This window comes from Allobosea sp. 05T422_2 (assembly GCF_056396265.1).
Window position 1 is genome coordinate 1 of the sequence record NZ_JBFTLD010000085.1, and the last position, 23339, is coordinate 23339.

The following is a 23339-nucleotide window of genomic DNA, read 5'->3' on the forward strand; positions in this document are numbered from 1 at the left end:
GCGTTCGGAAGGCTGTTGCCTTGCCGGAATCTTTCCTTGCGACAAAGCAACGTTGGAAGACGTCTTCGGCTTGCTTGAAAGCCGGCACAGAAGCCTCCACTTTAGGTGCACCTGCGAGAGTCGCGCGCCTTCTAAGGGCGGGGCCCGCGGGGGCGGTCAGGCGAATGGTCGTCTTGCCGCTTACGTCCGATCGTTCCGCCCATCAGGGGGTTCGCCGGGCGCAACTGCAAAGGATAAGTCATGACTGGCTCGGCGCCCCGCGCTCCTTTCGTTCCCGGCGAGACCGGCACCTATCCGGTTCTCMCCCTGCGCGACATCGTCGTTTTCCCGCATATGATCGTCCCGCTCTTCGTCGGGCGCGAGAAATCCATTCGCGCCCTTGAGGAAGTGGTCAAGACCGACGGCCTGATCCTGCTTGCGACGCAGAAGAACGCCGGCGATGACGATCCGGCGACCAAGGACATTTATGAGATCGGCACGCTTGCCCGCGTGCTTCAGCTGCTGAAGCTGCCCGACTCCACCGTCAAGGTGTTGGTCGAGGGCGTCGGCCGCGCCAAGGCGACGTCCTATGTCGCCGAGGAAGCCTTCTATCAGGCTGATGCGATCGGGCTCTCCGAGGAAGAAGGCAAGAAGGTCGAGGTCGAGGCGCTCGGCCGCTCTGTCGTCAGCGAGTTCGAGAGCTATGTGAAGCTCAACAAGAAGATCTCGCCCGAGATCGTCGCCGCCGTCTCGCAGATCGACGAGCCCTCCAAGCTTGCCGACACGGTTGCCTCGCACCTGGCCGTCAAGATCGCCGACCGTCAGGCCGTGCTCGAGATCGTCAATGTTGCGCACCGGCTGGAGAAGGTGCTCTCGCTGATGGAAAGCGAGATGTCGGTTCTGCAGGTCGAGAAGCGCATCCGCTCGCGCGTCAAGCGCCAGATGGAGAAGACCCAGCGCGAGTACTATCTCAACGAGCAGATGAAGGCGATCCAGAAGGAGCTTGGCGACGGCGAGGAAGGCCGCGACGAACTGGCCGAACTGGAAGAGCGCATCGTCAACACCAAGCTCTCCAAGGAAGCCCGCGACAAGGCGATGGCGGAGATGAAGAAGCTTCGCCAGATGTCGCCGATGTCGGCCGAAGCGACGGTGGTCCGCAACTATCTCGACTGGATGCTCGGCATTCCGTGGGGCAAGAAGTCGAAGATCAAGAAGGACCTCGCCGTCGCCCAGCAGGTGCTCGACGACGATCACTACGGTCTCGACAAGGTCAAGGACCGCATCGTCGAATACCTGGCCGTACAGCAGCGCGCCAACCGGCTCGCGGGCCCGATCCTGTGCCTCGTCGGCCCTCCCGGTGTCGGCAAGACCTCGCTCGGCAAGTCGATCGCCAAGGCGACCGGCCGCGAGTTCGTGCGCATGTCGCTCGGCGGCGTGCGTGACGAGGCCGAGATCCGTGGCCACCGGCGCACCTATATCGGTTCGATGCCCGGCAAGATCATCCAGTCGATGAAGAAGGCGAAGACCGCCAATCCGCTCATCCTGCTCGATGAGATCGACAAGATGGGTCAGGACTTCCGTGGCGATCCCTCGGCGGCCCTGCTCGAGGTGCTTGATCCCGAGCAGAACGCCGCCTTCAACGACCACTATCTGGAGGTCGACTACGACCTCTCGAACGTCATGTTCGTGACCACGGCCAACACGCTGAACATTCCGCCGGCCCTTCTGGACCGCATGGAGGTGATCCGCATTGCTGGCTACACCGAGGAAGAAAAGGTCGAGATCTCTCGTCGTCACCTGATCCCGGAGACGATCAAGAAGCACGGCCTTGAATCCAAAGAATGGTCGATCGATGACGAGGCCCTGATGACGCTGATCCGGCGCTATACGCGCGAGGCCGGCGTCCGCAACCTCGAGCGCGAGCTTTCCAACACCGTGCGCAAGGCGGTGAAGGACATCATCCTGACCAAGAAGAAGAAGGTCGCGATCACTCCGACCGTGCTCGAGGACTATCTCGGCCCGCCGCGTTACCGCTATGGCGAAGCCGAGACCGAGGATCAGGTTGGTGTTGTCACGGGTCTTGCCTGGACGGAGGTCGGCGGCGAACTGCTGACGATCGAAGGCGTCATGATGCCCGGTCGGGGCAAGATGACCGTCACGGGCAATCTGCGGGACGTGATGAAGGAATCGATCTCGGCAGCGGCATCCTATGTCCGCTCGCGCGCCATCGATTTCGGTATCGAGCCGCCACTCTTCGAGCGGCGCGACATCCACGTCCACGTTCCCGAGGGGGCGACCCCGAAGGACGGTCCGTCGGCCGGTATCGCCATGGCGACTGCGATCGTCTCGGTGCTGACCGGCATTCCGACCCGTCGTGACCTTGCCATGACCGGCGAGGTCACGCTGCGGGGCAGGGTGCTGCCGATCGGCGGCCTCAAGGAGAAGCTCCTGGCTGCGCTGAGAGGCGGCATCAAGAAGGTGCTGATCCCCGAGGACAACGCCAAGGATCTGATCGACCTGCCGAAGTCGGTGAAGAGCGGCCTGGAGATCGTGCCGGTCGCACGCATGGAGCAGGTGCTCCAGCACGCGCTGATCCGCCAGCCGGTGCCGATCGTCTGGGAGGAGGACCTCTCGGCGGTTCGCCCCAAGGCGGCCGAGGATGACGCTTCGGGTGGGCTCGTCGCCCACTGACGCGTTCATCCCGCACGACACACGAGTGACCAGAAGGCCGGCAGCGTCGCTGCCGGCCTTTTTCGTTTCCGGATGGCTACCGTGATTGCGCTGGGCTCCGCTCGACCACCGTTCGCCGAAGAAGGCGCTTGAGCCGGTCCCTGGGTCATAGCTTACGCCGGGGTCGAGGAGCAGAGATGAGCAACCGATCCGACAGAGACACCCTGCTGGCCGCCCAGGAATGCGCCGAGCGCATTGGCCTGACGGCGCGTGCGCTGCGCCTCTACGAGAAGCGCGGCCTGATCAAGCCGCGCCGCAGCGAGAAGGGGTGGCGGCTCTACGGCGCCGACGAGATCGCCCGCCTGCATGAAGTCCTTGCGCTGAAGCAGCTCGGGCTCAGCCTGGCACGCATCACCGCGCTGCTGCAGGGCAAGGCGGTCGATCTCGATCGCATCCTGACGCTGCAGCAAGCCGCCCTGCGGGAGCAGCACAGCCGTACCGAGCGTGGGCTGTCCCTGGTCGGGGCGGCGCGGGCGAAGCTGTCGACCGGCGGCTCATTGTCGACCGACGAACTGATCAAGCTGGCGAAGGAGGCCACGATGAGTGAAACGCAGACCGACGAAGTCGCCTGGCGGCGCTATGAGCAAGCGCGGCCGCGCTCCGCGATCRCAATCGATCCGGCCCTGCTCGACGGCTATGTCGGGGACTACCGGCTCACCTCCGGGCTGATACTGTCGATCAGCCGTAGAGGCGAGTTGCTTCTTCTGGAAGCGTCGGGGCAGATGCCCGTGGAACTCTTTGCCGAGAGCGCCACGAAGTTCTTTCTGAAGTTTCCAGCAGCGCAGGTCAGCTTTGTTCCCGGTCCTGGCGGGCGCGCCGAGGCCCTGGTCCTCCATCAGGATGGTCACGAATCGATGGCCGAGCGCATCAGCGCGGACGAGGCCTGGAGGATCGCAGAGGCGCTGGGCCGCAGGGTCCAGTCCAACCTCCCGCATCCCGACAGCGAGACGACCCTGCGCCGCGTCATMGAGGAGCATCAGGCAGGACATCGCTATGTCGAGAAGATGAGCCCGGAACTGGCTGTGGCCGTCGAGGAGCAGTTCTCCCTGGTGAGCGCTGTGTTGCTGGCCAAGGGGGCGCTGGAGGCGCTGCGCTTCAACGGCGTCGGACAGAGTGGGGTCGATGTCTATGAGGCGCGCTTCGCCGCGCCGGGCGTGCTGGAATGCGGAATCGGCTGGACTGACGACGGCGTGATTCACACCCTGTGGCTACGACCGGTGCCATAGGCGCGAGAGCGTCTTCCAATTCGAAGCGAGAATCGACGGCGCGTGCTGACGGCGAATCTGCAGCGCCTGCGGCGGTCACTTCGACGCATCAAGCAGGTCGTGACGGAGCGCTCGAAACCGTGCTTGGACCACACCGAAAACAATGAGAGGCGAAAGCGGGAGGAGCAGTCATCCCCGAGCCCAACATCATCCAAAACCGCTTGTAACGGTGGATGCGAATTTTCATCTATCTGCTTGAGATAAATGGCGCGGGCGACGGGGCTCGAACCCGCGACCTCCGGCGTGACAGGCCGGCACTCTAACCAACTGAGCTACGCCCGCGCTGGGCGGCTAAGGCGTCTTGGCCTCAGCGAGGTTGGGATTAGGGTGCCGGGCCGGCGGTGTCAAGCGCGAGGTGCCGGCAAAATTCATCTTCCCCAAATTCCAAACCGTCGGGTGCGCCGGCAGGCGCAAGCCGCCGACTTTTGCAGTGCAAAACGAGACACAAGTCGCCTCAAGCTCGATTGCATCGGCACTTTCGGCTGCTCGCATGATCCGTCGCGCCCCGTGAAAGCTCGAACCGGGCAGAGGCTCAGAACCCCGAAAAAGGGCCGGGGACCGGTCCAAAGATGGATTCGGCACGCTCCTCAGTCGAAGCACCTCAGCCGAGTTATCAACAGGCCGGTTCGGCCGACAACTTTCGAACACGCTCGCAACGGCTACCCCCATTGGAGAGGGCGGCTTCATGGCATCGCGGAGCGGCGAGCCCGCTCCATTGCCGGCTTTTTGTTCGCACATGAATCCGCTTGCCGGCCGAAATCTGCTCATGCTTACCTGTGGTTAACCAACAGTCCCGGGCGGGGGCGAAACGATGACGGACGCGACGCGCATTCGACAATTGCGAGCGGAACTCCGCCTCCGGCTTGAGGCGCATGGCGTCGCAGACCCGCGRGCAGCGCAGATGAACGACCCGATCGGGAGGGTAACCAGCTGGCCGCCCGGCGGGCCTGTGGAGCGGGCTGGCGACCATCCGGCGCTGCTCCGCTCAGAGGCTCGCGACGCTCACATACTGGGCTGTCTCGATGGCGCGATCCGTCAGATCTCCCGGCGATGATCGGTGCGGGGCGACACGATCGGAAAACTGCTCGAGCAGATGAGCGAAACGACGGGGCACGRTCCAGGGGAGGCGCCAGCAGTTCTCATCTCCCCGGCCGTGAACTGGTCGGATTGTGCGGATGGCAGCGAACGTGGCTGTTGATCCTCGTCTTGCTGCTGCTGCTGTGGGTCGCTCCCTGGATCATCGTGCACGTCACGAGAACGGCGTCCCTGTGAACGGCTCGGCGACCTCTGCGGCGTTGTCCGCGTGCACAGGATGACGACACTTCACGGCCGGTGCCTTGCAAAAGGGTCAAAGGGCCGTCGCATGTACGGTGCGATCAACCACCCTGCCGATCGAGAGTGCAGAACAGGGCTATGGACCGATCGACACCCGTTGCCGCGACAGCCTGAACGAATTCCTGGGGGCGGCGATCGCGGACGGAACGGGGCTAGATGAGCACACCGGCCGCGCGCTCTGCCGGAACCAGGGCGGGAACTGGCCTGAATTCATGGTGCCGGGCGCTGGTGGGCGGTGACGGGCTCGAACCGCCGACCCTCTCGGTGTAAACGAGATGCTCTACCAACTGAGCTAACCGCCCCTGCGAGTTGCGGTTTAAGGCTTCATCGCCGCGCCTTCAAGCCTTGAGAGCGGAGGAAGCCAGGATAAGGCCCCTCCAGTCTCACCAGGGCCGGCGTGGTCCGGTGTCGATGTGGATAAGTCCGTTCCAATAGACCTTGTGGCCGCCGACCTCCGGCAGCGAGCGGGCATAGTCGAGCACGAYGCGCGGCCGCACGCCGGGTACGCGGAAATCCATGGCCTCACAGCGCTTATGATAGGAGCCGCGCCGGGCGCGCCAGGGCGGTCGCCAGGTCGAGGTCACCTTCACGGCTCCGTACTTGTCGGCAATCTTGCCGAGAATCGATCTGAGTAATTGCGGCAGGCAGGCGGTCGAGGTGCCGGGGTCAGTCGAGATGCCCGGCCGGTCCGGTTTTTCGTCCGGATCGAAGGCCGGCTCCGCTCCCGCCTTCTGGCCGGGTGTCAGCTTCGGCCATTCCGGGCCTTCATCTTCATCGGGCTCCGTGACGGCAGGCGAATTCGGGGCCGGCGGAGAATCGGCCTGCTCGGCGACTGGCACGGGAGCAAGAACCGGGGCGGCCGGGGGAGGGACCACGATGGCAGGCATCGCCGCCTTTGCCGGCAGGTCCAGATCGAAGGGACGTCCGGGCGGGAGCGGCGCCAGCATCATCTGGCCGTCCTCTGCGCCGGCGTGAGATGCCGACAAGGCGAAGACGATCGCGAGCAGCGGCAACGGGAACCTGAGCGGCAGAGGCGATCCGGTATTTCCTGTAGGCAAGGACTTAGGCAAAGGCATCTCAGGGGGTGGGCGCTGGCAGGAAGACGGCGCGTGTCTCGGCGCCGAGGAGCGGAAGCTGCGGCGTCTTTCCGCAGAGCGAGAGAAGTTCGGCAGGCGCGGCGGTGACCTTCTCGACGTCGAGCAACGGACGCTGCGCGCCGCCGGCATAATAGCCGGCGAGCCAGAGCACGAGCTGACTCTGGTCGTTGCTGGTCATGGCGCTGAAATCGGCGCAGGTCGCGCGGGTGAGATCGATACTCTCGGCATGTGTTGCGCCGGCGGGGGCGAGCAAGCTTCCGGCCAGAGTCGCGAGCGCCGCGATACGGTGGAGTGGTCGGACCATGCGTCTCGCTCCTGGGGCGGCTGATTCCCGCAATAAAGCCGATTCGTAACCATCTTGTCGCGGCGTGCGCCTGCTACTTGGTGCGAGCTATCGGTTTTGCGGTAAAAATTGCGTGCAATGCGTCTGGTTCATTGCCGTGGCGCGGTTGTGCGACGCGGCGAACCCTTGCGTGATTCTAGAGTAGGGGCTAATCGACTGCCGATGCGTGTGCCGCGGGTCTGGGCCCGCGAAGCGAGGTTGTCCATGCAAGCATTACCTGTACCGTCCTTGCTGAGCGACTACCTGCCGCTGGCCATCTTCATCGGCGTTTCCATGGTCATCGGTCTTGCGCTGCTGATCGCACYGTTCGCCGTCGCGTATTCAAAACCGGACGCTGAAAAGCTCTCCGCCTATGAGTGCGGTTTCAACGCGTTCGATGACGCGCGCATGAAGTTCGATGTCCGCTTCTATCTGGTCTCGATCCTGTTCATCATCTTCGATCTCGAGGTCGCCTTCCTGTTTCCCTGGGCGGTCGCGTTCGGCGATCTCGGCTGGTATGGTTTTTGGTCAATGATGATCTTTTTGGGCGTCCTGACCGTCGGATTCGTCTACGAATGGCGCAAGGGCGCGTTGGAGTGGGACTAACCGCCGGCTCGCGAGGCGCCGCCTCGGTGTTGATCTGACGGTAACGGGTTCACAAGGGTAGTTTCATGGCAATCACAGCGATCGACCGCGGCGATCCGCTCGTCGCGCCCGCGCCCCGGGGGCTGCTCGGCCCGGACGGGAAGCCGGTGGGTGCGCGCGATCCCTTCTTCGTCGAGATCAACAACGAACTCGCGGACAAGGGTTTCCTCGTCACGGCGACCGACGACCTGATCAACTGGTCGCGTACCGGATCGCTGATGTGGATGACCTTCGGCCTCGCCTGTTGCGCCGTCGAGATGATGCAGCTGTCGATGCCGCGCTATGACGTCGAGCGCTTCGGCTTCGCGCCACGCGCGTCCCCGCGCCAGTCCGACGTGATGATCGTTGCCGGAACGCTGACCAACAAGATGGCTCCGGCGCTGCGCAAGGTCTATGACCAGATGCCCGAGCCGCGCTACGTCATCTCGATGGGCTCCTGCGCCAATGGCGGCGGCTATTACCACTATAGCTACTCGGTGGTGCGCGGCTGCGACCGCATCGTGCCGATCGACATCTATGTCCCCGGCTGCCCCCCGACTGCGGAAGCGCTGCTCTATGGCGTGCTGCTGCTGCAGAAGAAGATCCGGCGCACCGGCACGATCGAACGCTAACGCCCCCGCACCCTGGCGGGGATTGCTCCGGTCGTGACGATGCGAGCGGCGAAAAGGTTGAGGTTGAGATGAGCGAAGAGCTCGTGACACTCGGTGAAGAGATCAAGGCTGCGCTGCCCGGCGCGGTCGTGAACGCTATCGTCGCCTTCGATGAGCTGACGGTCGAGGCCGAGGCTGCGTCGATCGTCCAGGTCATGGCGACGCTTCGCGACGATCCGCGCTTTCGCTTCGTGAACTTCACCGATATCGCCGGCGCCGATTATCCCGCACGCGAGAAGCGCTTCGACGTCGTCTATCATCTGCTGTCGCCGCGCCATAACCGGCGTATCCGCGTCAAGGTGCAGACCGACGAGGCGACTCCCGTTCCGTCGATCATCGATGTCTTCCCGGCCGCGAACTGGTACGAGCGCGAGGCCTATGACTTCTATGGAATCCTGTTCTCGGGGCACCCGGATCTGCGTCGAATCCTCACCGATTACGGGTTCGAGGGCTATCCGCTGCGCAAGGACTTCCCGCTGACCGGCTTCGTCGAGGTTCGCTATGACGACGAGCAGAAGCGGGTCGTCTACGAACCCGTGAAGCTCAGCCAGGAATTCAGGAATTTCGACTTTTTGAGTCYCTGGGAAGGCACGGATTACGTGCTGCCAGGTGACGAGAAGGCGAAGGGAGCCTGAACGCGATGGCTGCTGCCGACAAATCCCTGTCCGGAGGCTGTCTCTGCGGTGCGGTCCGCTTTGTGGCCGTGCCGGAGAAGCTGGAAATGGATGTCTGCCATTGCGGCATGTGCCGGAAATGGAGCGGCGGCACCTTCATGGCCGTGCCATGCACCGGGGTCACTGTGGACGATGACGCTTCGCTCAGCGTGTATCCGTCCTCCGACTGGGGCGAGCGCGTGTTCTGCAGGACCTGCGGCTCCAGTCTGTTCTGGCGGCTGCGCGGCGGAGAGGGGCATGTCGCCGTCTCCTTGCAGAGCTTCGACGACCTTTCGCCCTTTGCCTTCACCGAAGAAATCTTCATCGACGAGAAGCCAGCGCTCTATGCCTTTGCAGGAGAGCGGCCGCGCAAGACCGGCGCGCAGGTCGTCGCCGAATTCGCCGCGAAACAGGCGGGCTGAGAATGACCGAGCACAACATCCGCAATTTCTCGATCAACTTCGGGCCGCAGCACCCGGCGGCACATGGCGTGCTGCGCCTCGTGTTGGAGCTCGACGGTGAGATCGTCGAGCGCGTCGATCCGCATATCGGCTTGCTGCATCGCGGCACCGAGAAGCTGATCGAAGCCAAGACCTATCTGCAGGCGCTGCCCTATTTCGACCGGCTCGACTATGTCGCGCCGATGAACCAGGAGCATGCCTATTCGCTCGCGGTCGAGAAGCTGATGGGGGTGACCGTGCCGCGGCGCGGCCAGCTCATCCGCGTGCTCTATTCCGAGATCGGCCGCATCCTCTCGCATATCCTCAACGTCACCACGCAGGCGATGGACGTCGGTGCGCTGACGCCGCCGCTCTGGGGCTTCGAGGAACGCGAGAAGCTGATGATCTTCTATGAGCGGGCCTGTGGCGCGCGCATGCATGCGGCCTATGTCCGGCCGGGCGGCGTTCACCAGGACCTGCCGCCCTCGCTGATCCACGATATCGCCGAATGGTGCGACCCCTTCCTCAAGGTCTGCGACGACCTCGAAGGACTGCTCACCGACAATCGCATCTTCAAGCAGCGCAATGTCGATATCGGCGTCGTCGATCTCGACACCTGCTGGAAATGGGGCTTCTCGGGCGTGATGGTGCGCGGCTCCGGCGCCGCCTGGGACCTGCGCAAGAGCCAGCCTTACGAATGCTATGAGGAGATGGAATTCGACATCCCCATCGGCAAGAACGGCGACTGCTACGACCGCTACTGCATCCGCATGGAAGAGATGCGCCAATCCGTGCGCATCATGAAGCAGTGCTGCGAGAAGCTGCTGACTGCCGATGGTGGCGGCCCGGTCTCCTCGCTGGACGGCAAGATGGTGCCGCCGAAGCGCGGCGAGATGAAGCGCTCGATGGAAGCGCTCATCCACCATTTCAAGCTCTACACCGAGGGCTACAAGGTCCCGGAAGGCGAGGTCTATGCCGCCGTCGAAGCGCCAAAGGGCGAGTTCGGCGTCTATCTCGTCTCCGACGGAACCAACAAGCCCTATCGCTGCAAGATCAAGGCTCCGGGCTTCGCCCATCTCCAGGCCATGGATTTCATGTGCCGCAAGCACATGCTGGCGGACGTCTCCGCAATCCTCGGCTCTCTCGACATCGTTTTTGGTGAGGTGGACCGCTAATGTCCGTCCGTCGTCTCGCGCCCGATCACGTTCAACCCGCGTCCTTCGCCTTCACTGCGGCGAACGAGAACTGGGCTGATCAGCAGATCGCCAAATATCCGGAAGGCCGGCAGGCTTCCGCCGTGATTCCGCTGTTGTGGAAGGCCCAGGAACAGCATCACGGCTGGGTTCCGCGCGCCGCGATCGAGGCGGTGGCGAAGAAGCTCTCGATGGCACCGATGCGCGTGCTGGAGATCGCGACCTTCTACACCATGTTCAATCTGCAGCCGGTCGGAGCCCATTTCATCCAGCTCTGCGGCACGACGCCTTGCGCCTTGCGCGGTGCCGAGGCGCTGAAGAAGGTCTGCGAAGACGTCATCGGCCCGCAATCGACCGTATCTGCCGATGGCAAACTGTCCTGGCTCGAGGTCGAATGCCTCGGCGCCTGCTGCAACGCCCCGATGGCGCAGGTCAATTTCGACTATTACGAAGACCTGACGCCCGAGAATTTCCGCGCGCTCCTCGACGATCTGCGACATGATCGGCCGACGAAGCCCGGCCCGCAGATCGACCGCTCCTGCTCGGAACCGGTCGGCGGTGGCGAAACGCTGAAGGATCCGGGCCTTTATGACGGCTCCGTGATCGGGGCCGGCAACTGGCAGGCTCGCGTCACCGAACAGCGCAAGGCAGCGGCCGAGGCTGCAGCTGCCACGGCTGCGGCGGAGGCAGCGGCCAAGGCGGCTGAGGCGACGCCGGCAGCGGTTGCGACCAAGCTTGCGACCGAGACGGCGGCTCCCGCCCGTCCGAAGCCTTCGTCCCCGGCCCAGCCTGCGGGCTCCGCGCAGGACACACCGGCAGCCGGCGGCAAGGTCGACAAGGACGCCGTTGCTGAATCTGCGAAGCCGGCCGATGCGCCGGCGCGCCGTACGCGGGCTGCCAAGCCCAGCGACAAGCCGAAAGAGTGAGGCGAGACATGCTCGCAGATCGCGACCGCATCTTTACGAACCTCTACGGCCGGCACGACCTGTCGCTGAAGGGCGCCATGGCGCGTGGCGCCTGGGACGGCACCAAGTTCCTGCTCGAGCAGGGGCGCGACTGGATCATCGACGAGATGAAGCGCTCGGGCCTGCGCGGGCGCGGCGGCGCCGGCTTCCCGACCGGACTCAAGTGGTCGTTCATGCCGAAGCAGAACGACGGGCGTCCGCATTACCTCGTCGTCAATGCCGACGAATCGGAGCCCGGCACCTGCAAGGACCGCGAGATCATGCGCAACGACCCGCATACGCTGGTCGAAGGCTGCCTGATCGCTTCCTTCGCGATGGGCGCGCATGCGGCCTACATCTATATTCGCGGCGAGTACGTCCGGGAGCGCGAGGCGTTGCAGCGCGCCGTCGACGAGGCCTATGCGGCAAACCTCATCGGCAAGAACAACAAGCACGGCTATCCGTTTGATCTCTATGTGCATCACGGGGCCGGGGCTTATATCTGCGGTGAAGAGACGGCACTTCTGGAGAGCCTCGAAGGCAAGAAGGGCATGCCGCGGCTGAAGCCGCCATTCCCGGCCAATGTCGGCCTCTATGGCTGCCCGACCACCGTCAACAACGTCGAGTCGATTGCGGTGGCGCCGACCATCCTGCGCCGCGGCGCGAACTGGTTCTCCTCGCTCGGCAATCCAAACAATGTCGGCACCAAGCTGTTCTGCGTCTCGGGCCATGTGAACAAGCCCTGCAACGTCGAAGAGGTGATGGGCATCCCGTTCCGCGAGCTGATCGACCGCCATTGCGGCGGCATCCGCGGCGGCTGGGACAACCTGCTCGCGGTCATCCCCGGCGGCTCTTCCGTGCGCATGGTGCCCGCCGAGCAGATCATCGACACGCCGATGGATTTCGATTCGCTCTCGAAGCTGCGCTCGGGCCTTGGCACCGCCGCGGTGATCGTCATGGATAAGTCGACCGATATCGTCCGCGCCATTGCCCGCATCAGCTATTTCTACAAGCATGAGAGCTGCGGCCAGTGCACGCCGTGCCGCGAGGGCACGGGCTGGATGTGGCGCGTGCTCAACCGCATGGCCGAGGGCAGGGCGCAGAAGCGCGAGATCGACATGCTGCTGGACGTCACCAAGCAGGTCGAAGGCCACACGATCTGCGCGCTGGGCGATGCCGCGGCCTGGCCGATCCAGGGGCTGATCGCGCATTTCCGTCACGAGATCGAAAAGCGCATCGACGATTATGCCGCCAATCCGCATTCCGAGCCGGCGCGGCTGATGGCGGCGGAGTAAGACCATGACCAAACTCGTCATCGACGGCATCGAGGTCGACGTCCCGGCCGATTACACCGTGCTCCAGGCCTGCGAGGCTGCCGGCGCCGAGGTGCCGCGCTTCTGCTTCCATGAGCGCCTCTCGATCGCCGGCAATTGCCGCATGTGCCTCGTCGAGGTGAAGGGCGGGCCGCCGAAGCCCCAGGCCTCCTGCGCCATCGGCGTGCGCGACCTGCGCCCCGGCCCGAATGGCGAGCCGCCGGTCGTCTCGACCAAGTCGCCGATGGTCAAGAAGGCGCGCGAAGGGGTGATGGAGTTCCTGCTCATCAACCACCCGCTCGACTGCCCGATCTGCGACCAGGGCGGCGAGTGCGACCTGCAGGACCAGGCGATGGCCTATGGCGTGGACAATTCCCGCTATGCCGAGAACAAGCGCGCGGTCGAGGACAAGTATATCGGCCCGTTGGTGAAGACGACCATGACGCGCTGCATCCACTGCACGCGCTGCGTCCGCTTCACCACCGAAGTCGCCGGCGGCACCGATCTCGGCGCCATTGGCCGCGGCGAGGACATGGAGATCACGACCTATCTCGAACAGGCGATGGGCTCGGAACTCCAGGGCAATATCGTCGATCTTTGCCCGGTCGGCGCGCTGACCTCGCGGCCCTACCAGAACAAGGCCCGGCCCTGGGAGCTGACCAAGACTGAATCCGTCGACGTGATGGATGCGGTCGGCTCCGCCATCCGGGTCGATTCCCGTGGCCGCGAAGTGATGCGCATCCTGCCGCGCATCAACGAGGCGGTGAACGAGGAGTGGATCTCCGACAAGACCCGCCATGTCGTCGACGGCCTGCGCACGCAGCGTCTCGACCGGCCCTATATCCGGCAGAACGGCGCGCTGAAGCCTGCAAGCTGGAACGAGGCCTTTGCGCTGATCGCGGACCGGCTGAACGCGACCGGGCCTGAGCGCGTCGGCGCGATCGTTGGCGACCTTGCCGCGGTCGAGGAGGTTTTCGCGCTGAAGAGCCTGATGGCCGCGCTTGGCGTCGGCAATATCGACAGCCGCCAGGATGGTACGAAGCTGCATCCCAGGCATGGTCGCGCCAGCTACCTCCTCAATGCCGGCATCGCCGGGATCGAGGATGCGACCTCGCTGCTGATCATCGGCGCCAATCCGCGCAGGGAAGCGCCGATCCTCAACGCCCGCATCCGCAAGCGCTGGCTGCGCGGTGACTTCAAGGTCTCGCTGATCGGCGAACAGGCCGATCTGACCTACGCCCATGACTATCTCGGCGCTGGTCCCGAGACCCTCGCCGATCTCGTCAAGCGCGCTCCGGCTGCCGGCGACAAGCCGATGGTTCTGGTCGGGCAGGGCGCTCTCGCCCGCGCGGACGGCGAGGCGATCCTCTCGCTCGCCGCCAAGGCGGCACAGGTGCTGGGCGCGGTCAAGGACGGCTGGAACGGCTTCGGCGTGCTGCACACCGCAGCCGCCCGCGTCGGTGCGCTCGATCTCGGCTTCGTGCCGGGCGAGGGTGCACGCGATGTCGTCGGCATGGTTTCGCCCGGCGCACTCGACGTGCTGTTCCTGCTCGGCGCCGACGAGGTCGAAGTCCCGGCCGGGGCTTTCGTGATCTATCAGGGTACCCATGGCGACCGTGGCGCGCATCGCGCCGATGTCATCCTCCCGGGCGCCGCCTATACCGAGAAGTCCGGCACCTATGCCAACACCGAGGGCAGGGTGCAGATGACCGATCGTGCCACTTTCCCGCCGGGCGATGCCCGCGAGGATTGGGCGATCCTGCGGGCGCTCTCCGGTGTGCTCGGCAAGACCCTGCCCTTCGACTCGCTCGCGGCGCTGCGCCAGGCACTCTACGCTGCCCATCCCCATTTCGCCGGGCTCGATACGCTTCCGGCCGCTGACGCCTCTTCGCTTGGCGCCCTTGCGGGACTTGGCGGCAAGACCGACAAGGCTGGCTTCGCCTCGCCGGTCGCTGATTTCTACCAGACCAACCCGATCGCGCGTGCCTCGGCCGTGATGGCGGAATGCTCGGCGCTGGCCTCCGGCCGGATGCGGCAGGCGGCGGAGTAAGGCCAGATGAACTGGGATATCGTCCTCGATCTCGCGATCATTCTCGGCAAGAGCCTGCTGCTGCTGGTTTGCCTGCTCGTCTTCATCGCCTTCATCCTGCTGGCGGACCGCAAGATCTGGGCGGCGGTGCAGCTTCGGCGCGGCCCGAACGTGGTCGGGCCGTTCGGCCTGTTCCAGAGTTTCGCCGACCTGCTGAAATTCGTCTTCAAGGAGCCGATCGTCCCGTCGAGCTCCAACAAGGGCGTCTTCCTGCTCGCCCCGCTGGTCTCCTGCGTGCTCTCGCTCGCGGCCTGGGCGGTCATCCCGGTCGCGGATGGCTGGGCGATCGCCGACATCAATGTCGGCATCCTCTACATCTTCGCGATCTCGTCGCTCGGCGTCTATGGCGTGATCATGGGCGGCTGGGCCTCGAACTCGAAATACCCGTTCCTCGGCGCCCTGCGCTCAGCGGCCCAGATGGTCTCCTACGAAGTCTCGATCGGCTTCGTCATCATCACCGTCCTGCTCTGCGTCGGCTCGCTGAACCTGTCAGCCATCGTGGAGGCGCAGAACACGAGCTGGGGCATGCTGCGCTGGTTCTTCCTGCCGCTGTTCCCGATGTTCGTGGTCTTCTTCATCTCGGCCCTGGCCGAGACGAACCGGCCGCCCTTCGATCTGCCGGAAGCGGAGTCCGAGCTCGTCGCCGGCTTCATGGTCGAGTACTCCTCGACGCCGTATCTGCTGTTCATGCTCGGCGAATACGTGGCGATCATGACCATGTGCTCGCTGACCACGATCCTGTTCCTCGGGGGGTGGCTGCCGCCGTTCCCGATCGCGCCCTTCACCTGGCTGCCCGGCGTGTTCTGGTTCGCGCTCAAAATCTGCCTGGTGTTCTTCATGTTCGCCATGGTGAAGGCCTTCGTGCCGCGCTACCGCTATGACCAGCTGATGCGCCTCGGTTGGAAGGTGTTCCTGCCGATCTCCCTGGTCTCGGTGGTGGTCGTGGCGGCAGTGCTGCAGATCACTGGCTGGGGGCCGGTGCGCTGATGGAATTATCCGCTGCGGGGCTGATCGGCGCTGCCGTCGGTCTGGTCCTGGGGTGGGTGGACTACAAGGTCGTCGGAGATCTCGTCGAGCGCGCGCTGCGCCGGACGKACACCTCGACGACACGCGAGGAGAAGGACGATTACGAACGGCGCATCAGGCTGTTCAGGATCGTCTTTCTGATCGGCACCATGGGGTTCTTCCCCATTCTGGGTTACCTGCTCGGCCGTCTGCTGTTCGGTTGAGTTTGTGAAGAGGATGAGAGCGATGTCACTCGCGCAAGCCGCCAAAGGGCTGCTTCTCAAGGAGTTCGTTTCGGCGTTCTTCCTGTCGATGCGCTATTTCTTCAAGCCGAAGGCGACGCTCAACTATCCCTTCGAGAAGGGCGTGCTTTCGCCGCGCTTCCGCGGCGAGCATGCGTTGCGCCGTTATCCCAATGGCGAGGAGCGCTGCATTGCCTGCAAGCTCTGCGAGGCGATCTGCCCGGCCCAGGCCATCACGATCGAGGCCGGTCCGCGACGCAATGACGGCACGCGTCGCACCACGCGCTACGACATCGACATGACGAAGTGCATCTATTGCGGCTTCTGTCAGGAAGCCTGCCCGGTGGACGCCATCGTCGAGGGGCCGAACTTCGAATTCGCGACCGAAACCCGCGAAGAACTGTTCTACGACAAGGCAAAACTGCTGGCGAACGGTGATCGCTGGGAGCGCGAGATCGCGCGCAACATCGCGATGGATGCGCCGTATCGCTGAGGCGGTGAAGACCTCCGCGGCTCCGGGCATCCGGGGCAGCGGGCAGGGATGACGAGGGATGGGGAGCGTCGCGCGGTTGTCGCGTCCGGCGGGCCTCTCTATAGACGCTCAAAACTGTGCCTGACTCGCTCGGGCACGCTTGAAACAGGGCCGCCCGCAAGGGCGGAAGGGCTGACCGAGATGAACGCCGCAGCGGCATTCTTCTATCTGTTCTCTGGCATCACCGTCGCTTCGGCGTTCATGGTGGTGTCGTCGCGCAACCCCGTTCATTCGGTGCTGTTCCTGATCCTGGCCTTCGTCAATGCGGCTGGCCTGTTCCTGCTGCTCGGGGCCGAGTTCCTCGCGATGCTGCTGGTCGTCGTCTATGTCGGCGCGGTCGCGGTGCTCTTCCTCTTCGTGGTGATGATGCTCGACGTCGACTTCGCCGAGTTCCGCCAGGGCTTCCTGAACTACCTGCCGGTCGGGGCGCTGGTCGGGCTGATCTTCCTGGTCGAACTGCTGCTGGTGGTTGGCGCCTGGGTGATCGATCCGAAGATCGTCAGCACGCCCGTCGCCGCGATCCCGGCCAATATCAGCAACACCGAGGCGCTCGGCCAGGTGCTTTACACCCAGTATGTCTATTACTTCCAGGCGGCCGGTCTGGTGCTGCTCGTCGCCATGATCGGCGCGATCGTCCTGACGCTGCGCGACCGTCCCGGCGTCAAGCGCCAGAATGTCGTCGCCCAGAACGCCCGCACCAAGGAAACCGCGATGGAAGTGCGCAAGGTGCCCTCGCGCGCCGGCCTGCCTGAGGAGACCGTCTGATGATCGGCCTGGGACATTATCTCGCGGTCGGCGCGATCCTGTTCACGCTTGGCGTGCTCGGTATCTTCATCAACCGCAAGAACGTCATCGTCATCCTGATGTCGATCGAGCTCATCCTGCTCGCGGTCAACATCAACTTCGTGGCCTTCTCGTCGTTCATGAACGATCTCGTCGGCCAGGTCTTTGCGCTCCTGGTGTTGACTGTCGCGGCGGCGGAAGCCGCGATCGGCCTCGCCATTCTTGTCGTCTACTTCCGAAATCGCGGCACGATCGCGGTGGAAGACATCAACATGATGAAAGGCTGAGCGCGCCTGCGCGCCCTGCTAGCTGCCATGTATCACGCGATCGTCTTCCTCCCGCTCCTCGGCTTCCTGATCGCCGGCCTCTTCGGCCGGCTGATCGGATCACGCGCCTCGGAGATCGTCACCACCTCGCTGCTGATGGTCTCGGCCGTCCTGTCCTGGATCGCCTTCTTCAATGTCGGCTTCGGCGCGGGCACCACGCGCATCCAGGTGGCGACCTGGCTCGCATCCGCCGATCTGCGCGTCGACTGGGCTTTCCGCGTCGACACGCTGACAGCGGTCATGCTGGTCGTCGTCAACACCGTCTCCTCGCTCGTGCACCTCTACTCGATCGGCTACATGCACGAGGATCCGCACCGGCCGCGCTTCTTCGCCTATCTCTCGCTCTTCACCTTCGCCATGCTGATGCTGGTGACGGCGGACAACTTGGTCCAGATGTTCTTCGGTTGGGAAGGCGTCGGTCTCGCCTCCTATCTGCTGATCGGCTTCTGGTACCAGAAGCCCTCGGCGAACGCGGCTGCGATCAAGGCTTTCGTCGTCAACCGCGTCGGCGATTTCGGTTTCCTCCTCGGCCTCGCCCTGGTCTTCGTGCTGTTCGGCTCGGTCACCTTCGACAGCATCTTCCCGAAGGCGGGCGAACTGACCGGCCAGACCTTCCGGTTCCTCGGCTATGAGTGGAACGCGCTGACCCTGACCTGCCTGCTGCTGTTMATGGGCGCTATGGGCAAGTCGGCGCAGTTCCTGCTCCACACCTGGCTGCCTGACGCGATGGAAGGCCCGACTCCGGTCTCGGCACTGATTCATGCCGCGACCATGGTCACCGCCGGCGTCTTCATGGTGGCGCGCCTGTCGCCGATCTTCGAATATGCGCCGGTCGCAATGACCGTCGTCGTCGTCATCGGCGCAACCACCGCCTTTTTCGCGGCGACCGTCGGTCTGGTGCAGAACGACATCAAGCGCGTGATCGCCTATTCGACCTGCTCGCAGCTCGGCTACATGTTTGTCGCGCTGGGCGTCGGAGCGTATTCCGCCGGTATCTTCCACCTCTTCACCCACGCCTTCTTCAAGGCGCTGCTGTTCCTCGGGGCCGGCTCGGTCATCCACGCGATGCACCATGAGCAGGACATGCGTCACATGGGTGGGCTGCGGAAGCACATTCCCTTCACCGCGGCCGCGATGACGATCGGCACGCTGGCGCTGACCGGCTTTCCGTTCTTCGCCGGGTACTTCTCGAAGGATGCGATCATCGAGAGCGCCTTCGCGGCCAAGCATGGCTTCGCCACCGACTACGCCTTCGTGCTGCTGGTCGTGGCTGCCTGCTTCACCTCGTTCTACTCCTGGCGCCTGTATTTCATGACCTTCGAGGGGCGTCCGCGCTGGGCCGGCCACGGCCATGACGCGCATGGTCATGACGATCACGCTCATGCCGCGCACGCCCATGGTCACGATGACCACGCCCATGCCGGACATGGCCATGACGGTCACGGCGATCACGCGCACCAGCCGCATGAAAGCCCGCTCAGCATGCTCGTGCCGCTTGCGGTGCTCGCGCTCGGTGCCGTTGCCGCCGGCTTCGTCTTCAAGGAAGCCTTCATCGGCCACGACTACGAGCATTTCTGGAAGGCCTCGCTGTTCACCGGCAAGGACAACCACATCCTGCATGCGATGCACGAGGTTCCCGGCTGGGTCGTGGCCTCGCCCTTTATCGCGATGGTGCTCGGCTTCGTTGGCGCGCTCTACTGCTACGTGCTGCGCCCGGACGTGCCAGGCAAGCTCGCGAAGGCGAACCCAGTCCTGTACCGCTTCCTGCTCAACAAGTGGTATTTCGACGAGATCTACGACTTCCTGTTCGTTCGTCCGGCTAAATGGCTCGGCCGCTTCCTCTGGAAGAAGGGCGACGGCTTCATCATCGACGGTTTCGGCCCCGATGGCGTCTCGGCTCGGGTGGTCGATGTCACCAACCGCGTCGTCCGGCTCCAGACCGGTTTTGTCTATCACTATGCCTTCGCCATGCTGATCGGCGTCGCGGGCCTGGTGACCTGGTATTTGCTGACTCGCGGGTGAGATGATGTTCGGTTTCGGTATCCTCACCGGTCTACTCGTCCTGCCGCTGGTTGGCGCCGCCTTCATCCTGGCGCAGCGCGGCGACGAGGCTTCGGTCAGCTCCAACGCTCGCTATGTCGCGTTGGCGACGACGATCGCGACCTTCTTCCTGGCTTGTGTCGCCTGGGGCCGGTTTGACTCGGCCAATCCGGCCTTCCAGCTGGTCGAGACCCATGGCTGGGTCTCGGATGCGATCAGGTTCAAGCTCGGCGTCGACGGTTTCTCATTCCCGTTCGTGGTGCTGACCGCCTTCCTGATGCCGTTCTGCATCCTCGCGTCCTGGACGTCGGTCGAGAAGCGGGTTCGCGAATACATGGTCGCGTTCCTGATCCTTGAGACGCTGATGATCGGTGTCTTCGTCGCGCTCGACCTCGTGCTGTTCTACGTCTTCTTCGAAGCCGGCCTGATCCCGATGTTCCTGATCATCGGCATCTGGGGCGGCAAGCGCCGCGTCTACGCGTCCTACAAGTTCTTCCTCTACACGCTGCTCGGCTCGGTGCTGATGCTGCTCGCGCTGATGGCGATGTACTGGAATGCCGGTACCACCGACATCCCGACGCTGCTTGCGCATAAGTTCCCGGTCTCGATGCAGCCCTGGCTCTGGCTCGCCTTCTTCGCATCCTTCGCCGTGAAGATGCCGATGTGGCCGGTCCATACCTGGCTGCCTGACGCCCACGTGGAAGCACCGACCGCGGGCTCCGTCATCCTGGCGGCGATCCTGCTGAAGATGGGCGGCTACGGCTTCATCCGTTTCTCGATCCCGATGTTCCCGGAAGCCTCGGCGATGTTTGCGCCGCTGGTCTTCGCGCTCTCCGTCATCGCCATCATCTACACCTCGCTGGTGGCGCTGATGCAGGAGGACATCAAGAAGCTGATCGCCTACTCGTCCGTCGCCCATATGGGTTTCGTCACCATGGGCCTCTTCACCCTGACGCCGCAGGGCATTCAGGGTGCGATGTTCCAGATGGTCAGCCACGGGCTGGTCTCCGGCGCACTCTTCCTTTGCGTCGGCGTGATCTATGACCGCATGCATACCCGCGAGATCGCCGCCTATGGCGGGCTGGTCAACCGGATGCCGCGTTACGCCGTCGCCTTCATGGTCTTCACCATGGCCAATGTCGGGCTGCCCGGCACGGCCGGCTTCGTCGGTGAGTTCCTGACCATCCTGGGGGCCTTCAAGGCCAATCCCTGGGTCGCGTTCTTTGCAGCTTTCGGCGTCATCCTCTCGGCTGGCTATGCGCTCTGGCTCTATCGCCGCGTCGTGTTCGGCGAACTGGTGAAGCCCGAGCTCAAGAGCATCACCGATCTCAACACCCGCGAGGTCGTCATCCTCGCTCCGCTGATGCTGCTGACGATCTGGTACGGCATTGCGCCGGGTACCATCCTCGACGCCTTCGCCGCGCCGACCGAAGCCCTCATCAAGAATTATCAGGCCGCACTCACCGCCGCGAAAACGGYGATGCTGGTCGTACAGTAAGGTTTGGCAGCAATGACCTTGCCCGCCCTCGGCCCAGCTCTGCCGGAAATCACCCTCGCCATCGGCGCGATCGCCATGGTGCTCTACGGCGCCATCCGCGGCGAGGGCGCGACCCGTACGCTCGAAGCCTTCGGACTTGCCTTGCTCGCGCTAGCGCTCGTGATGGTGCTCTCGGGCACCGGCAAGGCGGTGACCTTCAACGGCGGCTTCGTCGCAGACGGTTTCGCGCGCTTCATGAAGGCACTGACCCTGATCGGTGCCGGCGCGGCGATCGTGCTCGCAGGCGATTTCATGCGCCGCGACGGCTCGATGCGTTTCGAGTTCCCCGTGCTGGTCGTGCTCGCCACGATCGGCATGATGATGATGATCTCGGCCAGCGACCTGATCGGCCTTTATATCGGTCTCGAGCTGCAGAGCCTTGCGCTCTATGTCGTCGCCGCCTTCGACCGCGACAATACCAGGTCGACCGAAGCGGGCCTGAAATACTTTGTCCTCGGCGCGCTGTCCTCGGGCATGCTGCTCTATGGCAGCTCGCTGGTCTATGGCTTCACCGGCACCGTGACCTATTCCGGCATCGCACAGGCGGTCCACGGCGAGCATATTAGCCTTGGGCTGATCTTCGGCATCGTCTTCGTCGCCGCCGGCCTTGCCTTCAAGATCTCGGCCGTGCCCTTCCACATGTGGACACCGGACGTCTATGAGGGTGCGCCGACGCCGGTCGCCGCCTTCTTCGCGACTGCGCCCAAGATGGCTGCGATGGCGATGATGGTTCGCATCTTCGTCGGGGCGTTCCCGGGCGCGCTGCATGAGTGGCAGCAGATCATCATCTTCATGTCGATCGCCTCGATGGCGCTCGGTGCCTTCGCTGCCATCGGCCAGCGCAACATCAAGCGCCTGCTCGCCTATTCCTCTATCGCCAATATGGGCTACGCGCTGGTTGGCCTCGCGACGGGAACGGCAGCGGGCGTCCAGGGCGTGATGACCTATATGGCGATCTATCTCGCCACGACGCTTGCCGCTTTTGCCTGCGTTCTGATGATGCGCCGCAACGGCAAGCCGGTCGAAGACATCTCCGAGCTTGCCGGGCTCTCGCGTACCAATCCCTGGATGGCTTTCGCGCTGGCGATGATGATGTTCTCGCTCGCCGGCATTCCGCCGCTGGCCGGTTTCTGGGCGAAGTTCTACGTTTTCTATGCCGCGATCGATGCCAAGCTCTACGCACTTGCTGTGATCGGCGTGGTGACCAGCGTGGTCGGCGCCTACTACTACCTGCGCGTCATCAAGGTGATGTATTTCGACGAGGCGAAGCCGGCCTTCGAGAAGGGAGACATCGGCGTGCGCGGCGTGCTGCTGGTCTCGACCCTGTTCGTGCTGATGCTCTCCTTCGTGCCGGCCCCGCTGTTCGACTCGGCTGCTGCTGCCGCCAAGTCGCTGTTCTAAGGGGGCGGGCGGCGTGCTCGGCGAGGCGGCGCGCGCCGCCGGCTACCGGCTGATCGTGCGGGACGCGGTAGGCTCGACCATGGAAGAGGCGCGTCGCGCCTCCGACCAGGGCGACCCTGGCTTGCTCTGGATCGTGGCTCGCAGCCAAAGCGCCGGGCGTGGCCGTCATGGCCGCAACTGGGGCTCACCGCCAGGAAATCTCTACGCCAGCCTCTTGCTCGTGCAGCCCTGCGAACCTGCGCTGGCGCCGCAGCTCGGGTTTGTTGCCGGCCTCGCCTTGCATGACGCCGCAGCTAGKGTGACCGGCCTCTCTGCTCCGCGCCTTGTTTTGAAATGGCCCAACGACCTGCTGATCGACCGCGCCAAGACGGCGGGGCTGCTGCTCGAAGGCGAGAGCCGGGCAGGGCGCTTTGCGGTCACCATCGGCATGGGCGTCAATGTCGCCAGCCGACCGGACGATACCCCTTATCCCGCGACCTTCCTGAAGGCCGAAGACCAGGCTGCGAGTATCGAGGCTCTGCTGGCCGCGCTCAGCGACGCCTGGGTTGCCCGCTTCAATGCCTGGTCATTGCCGGGCGGCTTTGGCCCGGCCCGGGCGGCCTGGCTCGAACGTGCAGCATTCCTCGGCGAGACCATCACCCTGCGCCTGGCGGAGGGGCCGCTGAGCGGTCGCTTCCTTGGCCTCGATGCTTCGGGTCGGCTCGAGCTCGATGTCGCAGGCGCGCGACATCTGGTTGACGCAGGCGATCTCTATTTCGGCCCTCCCGGCTGAACGGCTACGCCTGTCCCAGAGCGGCTCCTGTCGCGCTTCCACGGCC

22 protein-coding genes and 2 tRNA genes are annotated in these 23339 nt (G+C 64.2%); 20 read left to right on the forward strand and 4 right to left on the reverse strand.

Annotation, left to right across the window (positions count from 1 at the left end):
• Window positions 1–240 precede the first annotated feature (240 nt).
• Both lon and AC1DJT_RS16415 read left to right on the forward strand, forming a co-directional pair.
• Complete coding sequence (gene lon / locus AC1DJT_RS16410; protein ID WP_476834445.1) at window positions 241–2670, forward strand: endopeptidase La; 2430 nt, start codon at window positions 241–243, stop codon at window positions 2668–2670.
• Window positions 2671–2846: 176 nt separating this feature from the next.
• A complete protein-coding gene (locus tag AC1DJT_RS16415; protein WP_476834446.1) occupies window positions 2847–3935 on the forward strand; it encodes a MerR family transcriptional regulator in 1089 nt (362 codons plus the stop codon).
• A gap of 244 nt (window positions 3936–4179) precedes the next feature.
• On the opposite strand, the gene AC1DJT_RS16420 is transcribed toward AC1DJT_RS16415, so the two are convergent.
• Window positions 4180–4256 (reverse strand) — tRNA-Asp (locus tag AC1DJT_RS16420).
• A 1088-nt stretch (window positions 4257–5344) separates the two neighbouring features.
• Between AC1DJT_RS16420 and AC1DJT_RS16425 the strand changes: the two genes are divergently transcribed.
• Window positions 5345–5548: a hypothetical protein gene (locus AC1DJT_RS16425; RefSeq protein WP_476770121.1), complete on the forward strand. Its 204-nt coding sequence runs from the start codon at window positions 5345–5347 to the stop codon at window positions 5546–5548.
• On the opposite strand, the gene AC1DJT_RS16430 is transcribed toward AC1DJT_RS16425, so the two are convergent.
• The 3 genes from AC1DJT_RS16430 to AC1DJT_RS16440 form a co-directional block, all read right to left on the reverse strand.
• A tRNA-Val gene (locus AC1DJT_RS16430) sits at window positions 5536–5611 on the reverse strand. The two genes, AC1DJT_RS16425 and AC1DJT_RS16430, sit on opposite strands and share 13 nt — an antisense overlap.
• 81 nt (window positions 5612–5692) lie before the next feature.
• On the reverse strand, window positions 5693–6322 hold the full coding sequence (locus AC1DJT_RS16435; RefSeq protein WP_476834447.1) for a YcbK family protein: 630 nt from the start codon (window positions 6320–6322) through the stop codon (window positions 5693–5695).
• A gap of 64 nt (window positions 6323–6386) precedes the next feature.
• Window positions 6387–6710 (reverse strand): HdeA/HdeB family chaperone, encoded by a 324-nt coding sequence (locus tag AC1DJT_RS16440; RefSeq protein WP_476834448.1) that lies wholly within the window; start codon window positions 6708–6710, stop codon window positions 6387–6389.
• A gap of 243 nt (window positions 6711–6953) precedes the next feature.
• On the opposite strand from AC1DJT_RS16440, the gene AC1DJT_RS16445 reads away from it, so the two are divergent.
• The 17 genes from AC1DJT_RS16445 (at window position 6954) to AC1DJT_RS16525 (ending at window position 23293) form a co-directional block, all read left to right on the forward strand.
• Window positions 6954–7334 carry an NADH-quinone oxidoreductase subunit A gene (locus AC1DJT_RS16445; RefSeq protein WP_476834455.1) on the forward strand — a complete coding sequence of 127 codons (381 nt, stop codon included), beginning with the start codon at window positions 6954–6956 and terminating at the stop codon, window positions 7332–7334.
• A 65-nt stretch (window positions 7335–7399) separates the two neighbouring features.
• Window positions 7400–7984, forward strand: a complete 585-nt coding sequence (locus AC1DJT_RS16450) for a NuoB/complex I 20 kDa subunit family protein (RefSeq protein WP_069880655.1) — start codon at window positions 7400–7402, stop codon at window positions 7982–7984.
• A gap of 68 nt (window positions 7985–8052) precedes the next feature.
• On the forward strand, window positions 8053–8658 hold the full coding sequence (locus AC1DJT_RS16455; RefSeq protein ID WP_476834449.1) for an NADH-quinone oxidoreductase subunit C: 606 nt from the start codon (window positions 8053–8055) through the stop codon (window positions 8656–8658).
• A 5-nt stretch (window positions 8659–8663) separates the two neighbouring features.
• Window positions 8664–9098 carry a GFA family protein gene (locus AC1DJT_RS16460; RefSeq protein ID WP_476770125.1) on the forward strand — a complete coding sequence of 145 codons (435 nt, stop codon included), beginning with the start codon at window positions 8664–8666 and terminating at the stop codon, window positions 9096–9098.
• A 2-nt stretch (window positions 9099–9100) separates the two neighbouring features.
• Window positions 9101–10291 (forward strand): NADH-quinone oxidoreductase subunit D, encoded by a 1191-nt coding sequence (locus AC1DJT_RS16465; protein ID WP_476834450.1) that lies wholly within the window; start codon window positions 9101–9103, stop codon window positions 10289–10291.
• Window positions 10291–11235, forward strand: coding sequence for an NADH-quinone oxidoreductase subunit NuoE (gene nuoE / locus AC1DJT_RS16470; RefSeq protein WP_476770127.1), 945 nt, complete (start codon window positions 10291–10293; stop codon window positions 11233–11235). The genes AC1DJT_RS16465 and nuoE overlap by 1 nt, the downstream gene beginning before the upstream one ends.
• Before the next feature lie 8 nt (window positions 11236–11243).
• Window positions 11244–12548 (forward strand): NADH-quinone oxidoreductase subunit NuoF, encoded by a 1305-nt coding sequence (gene nuoF / locus AC1DJT_RS16475; RefSeq protein ID WP_476770128.1) that lies wholly within the window; start codon window positions 11244–11246, stop codon window positions 12546–12548.
• A gap of 4 nt (window positions 12549–12552) precedes the next feature.
• Entirely contained in the window at window positions 12553–14616 is a 2064-nt protein-coding gene (gene nuoG / locus AC1DJT_RS16480; protein WP_476770129.1) for an NADH-quinone oxidoreductase subunit NuoG, read from the forward strand.
• 6 nt (window positions 14617–14622) lie between these two features.
• Window positions 14623–15642 carry an NADH-quinone oxidoreductase subunit NuoH gene (gene nuoH, locus AC1DJT_RS16485; RefSeq protein ID WP_113518450.1) on the forward strand — a complete coding sequence of 340 codons (1020 nt, stop codon included), beginning with the start codon at window positions 14623–14625 and terminating at the stop codon, window positions 15640–15642.
• The gene (locus tag AC1DJT_RS16490) at window positions 15642–15884 is read left to right on the forward strand and encodes a hypothetical protein (RefSeq protein ID WP_476834451.1); all 243 of its coding nucleotides are present in this window, start codon (window positions 15642–15644) and stop codon (window positions 15882–15884) included. Before nuoH ends, AC1DJT_RS16490 begins: the two co-directional genes overlap by 1 nt.
• Before the next feature lie 22 nt (window positions 15885–15906).
• Window positions 15907–16395 carry an NADH-quinone oxidoreductase subunit NuoI gene (gene nuoI / locus AC1DJT_RS16495; protein WP_043236790.1) on the forward strand — a complete coding sequence of 163 codons (489 nt, stop codon included), beginning with the start codon at window positions 15907–15909 and terminating at the stop codon, window positions 16393–16395.
• 180 nt (window positions 16396–16575) lie between these two features.
• Window positions 16576–17199 (forward strand): NADH-quinone oxidoreductase subunit J, encoded by a 624-nt coding sequence (locus AC1DJT_RS16500; protein WP_113518452.1) that lies wholly within the window; start codon window positions 16576–16578, stop codon window positions 17197–17199.
• Entirely contained in the window at window positions 17196–17504 is a 309-nt protein-coding gene (nuoK, locus tag AC1DJT_RS16505) for an NADH-quinone oxidoreductase subunit NuoK (protein ID WP_043236787.1), read from the forward strand. Before AC1DJT_RS16500 ends, nuoK begins: the two co-directional genes overlap by 4 nt.
• Window positions 17505–17531: 27 nt before the next feature.
• The gene (gene nuoL / locus AC1DJT_RS16510) at window positions 17532–19565 is read left to right on the forward strand and encodes an NADH-quinone oxidoreductase subunit L (RefSeq protein ID WP_476834452.1); all 2034 of its coding nucleotides are present in this window, start codon (window positions 17532–17534) and stop codon (window positions 19563–19565) included.
• A gap of 4 nt (window positions 19566–19569) precedes the next feature.
• The gene (locus AC1DJT_RS16515) at window positions 19570–21081 is read left to right on the forward strand and encodes an NADH-quinone oxidoreductase subunit M (protein ID WP_476834453.1); all 1512 of its coding nucleotides are present in this window, start codon (window positions 19570–19572) and stop codon (window positions 21079–21081) included.
• 12 nt (window positions 21082–21093) lie between these two features.
• Window positions 21094–22521, forward strand: a complete 1428-nt coding sequence (gene nuoN / locus AC1DJT_RS16520) for an NADH-quinone oxidoreductase subunit NuoN (protein ID WP_476770133.1) — start codon at window positions 21094–21096, stop codon at window positions 22519–22521.
• Window positions 22522–22534: 13 nt separating this feature from the next.
• The gene (locus tag AC1DJT_RS16525; RefSeq protein WP_476834454.1) at window positions 22535–23293 is read left to right on the forward strand and encodes a biotin--[acetyl-CoA-carboxylase] ligase; all 759 of its coding nucleotides are present in this window, start codon (window positions 22535–22537) and stop codon (window positions 23291–23293) included.
• The last annotated feature ends 46 nt before the right edge of the window (window positions 23294–23339 follow it).

Bases quoted from the DNA above. Each gene is read 5' to 3' on its own strand.
- AC1DJT_RS16440 (WP_476834448.1), bottom strand. From the start codon at position 6,710: ATGGTCCGACCACTCCACCGTATCGCGGCGCTCGCGACTCTGGCCGGA.
- AC1DJT_RS16450 (WP_069880655.1), top strand. From the start codon at position 7,400: ATGGCAATCACAGCGATCGACCGCGGCGATCCGCTCGTCGCGCCCGCG.
- AC1DJT_RS16460 (WP_476770125.1), top strand. From the start codon at position 8,664: ATGGCTGCTGCCGACAAATCCCTGTCCGGAGGCTGTCTCTGCGGTGCG.
- AC1DJT_RS16465 (WP_476834450.1), top strand. From the start codon at position 9,101: ATGACCGAGCACAACATCCGCAATTTCTCGATCAACTTCGGGCCGCAG.
- nuoE (WP_476770127.1), top strand. From the start codon at position 10,291: ATGTCCGTCCGTCGTCTCGCGCCCGATCACGTTCAACCCGCGTCCTTC.
- nuoF (WP_476770128.1), top strand. From the start codon at position 11,244: ATGCTCGCAGATCGCGACCGCATCTTTACGAACCTCTACGGCCGGCAC.
- nuoG (WP_476770129.1), top strand. From the start codon at position 12,553: ATGACCAAACTCGTCATCGACGGCATCGAGGTCGACGTCCCGGCCGAT.
- nuoH (WP_113518450.1), top strand. From the start codon at position 14,623: ATGAACTGGGATATCGTCCTCGATCTCGCGATCATTCTCGGCAAGAGC.
- nuoI (WP_043236790.1), top strand. From the start codon at position 15,907: ATGTCACTCGCGCAAGCCGCCAAAGGGCTGCTTCTCAAGGAGTTCGTT.
- AC1DJT_RS16500 (WP_113518452.1), top strand. From the start codon at position 16,576: ATGAACGCCGCAGCGGCATTCTTCTATCTGTTCTCTGGCATCACCGTC.
- nuoN (WP_476770133.1), top strand. From the start codon at position 21,094: ATGACCTTGCCCGCCCTCGGCCCAGCTCTGCCGGAAATCACCCTCGCC.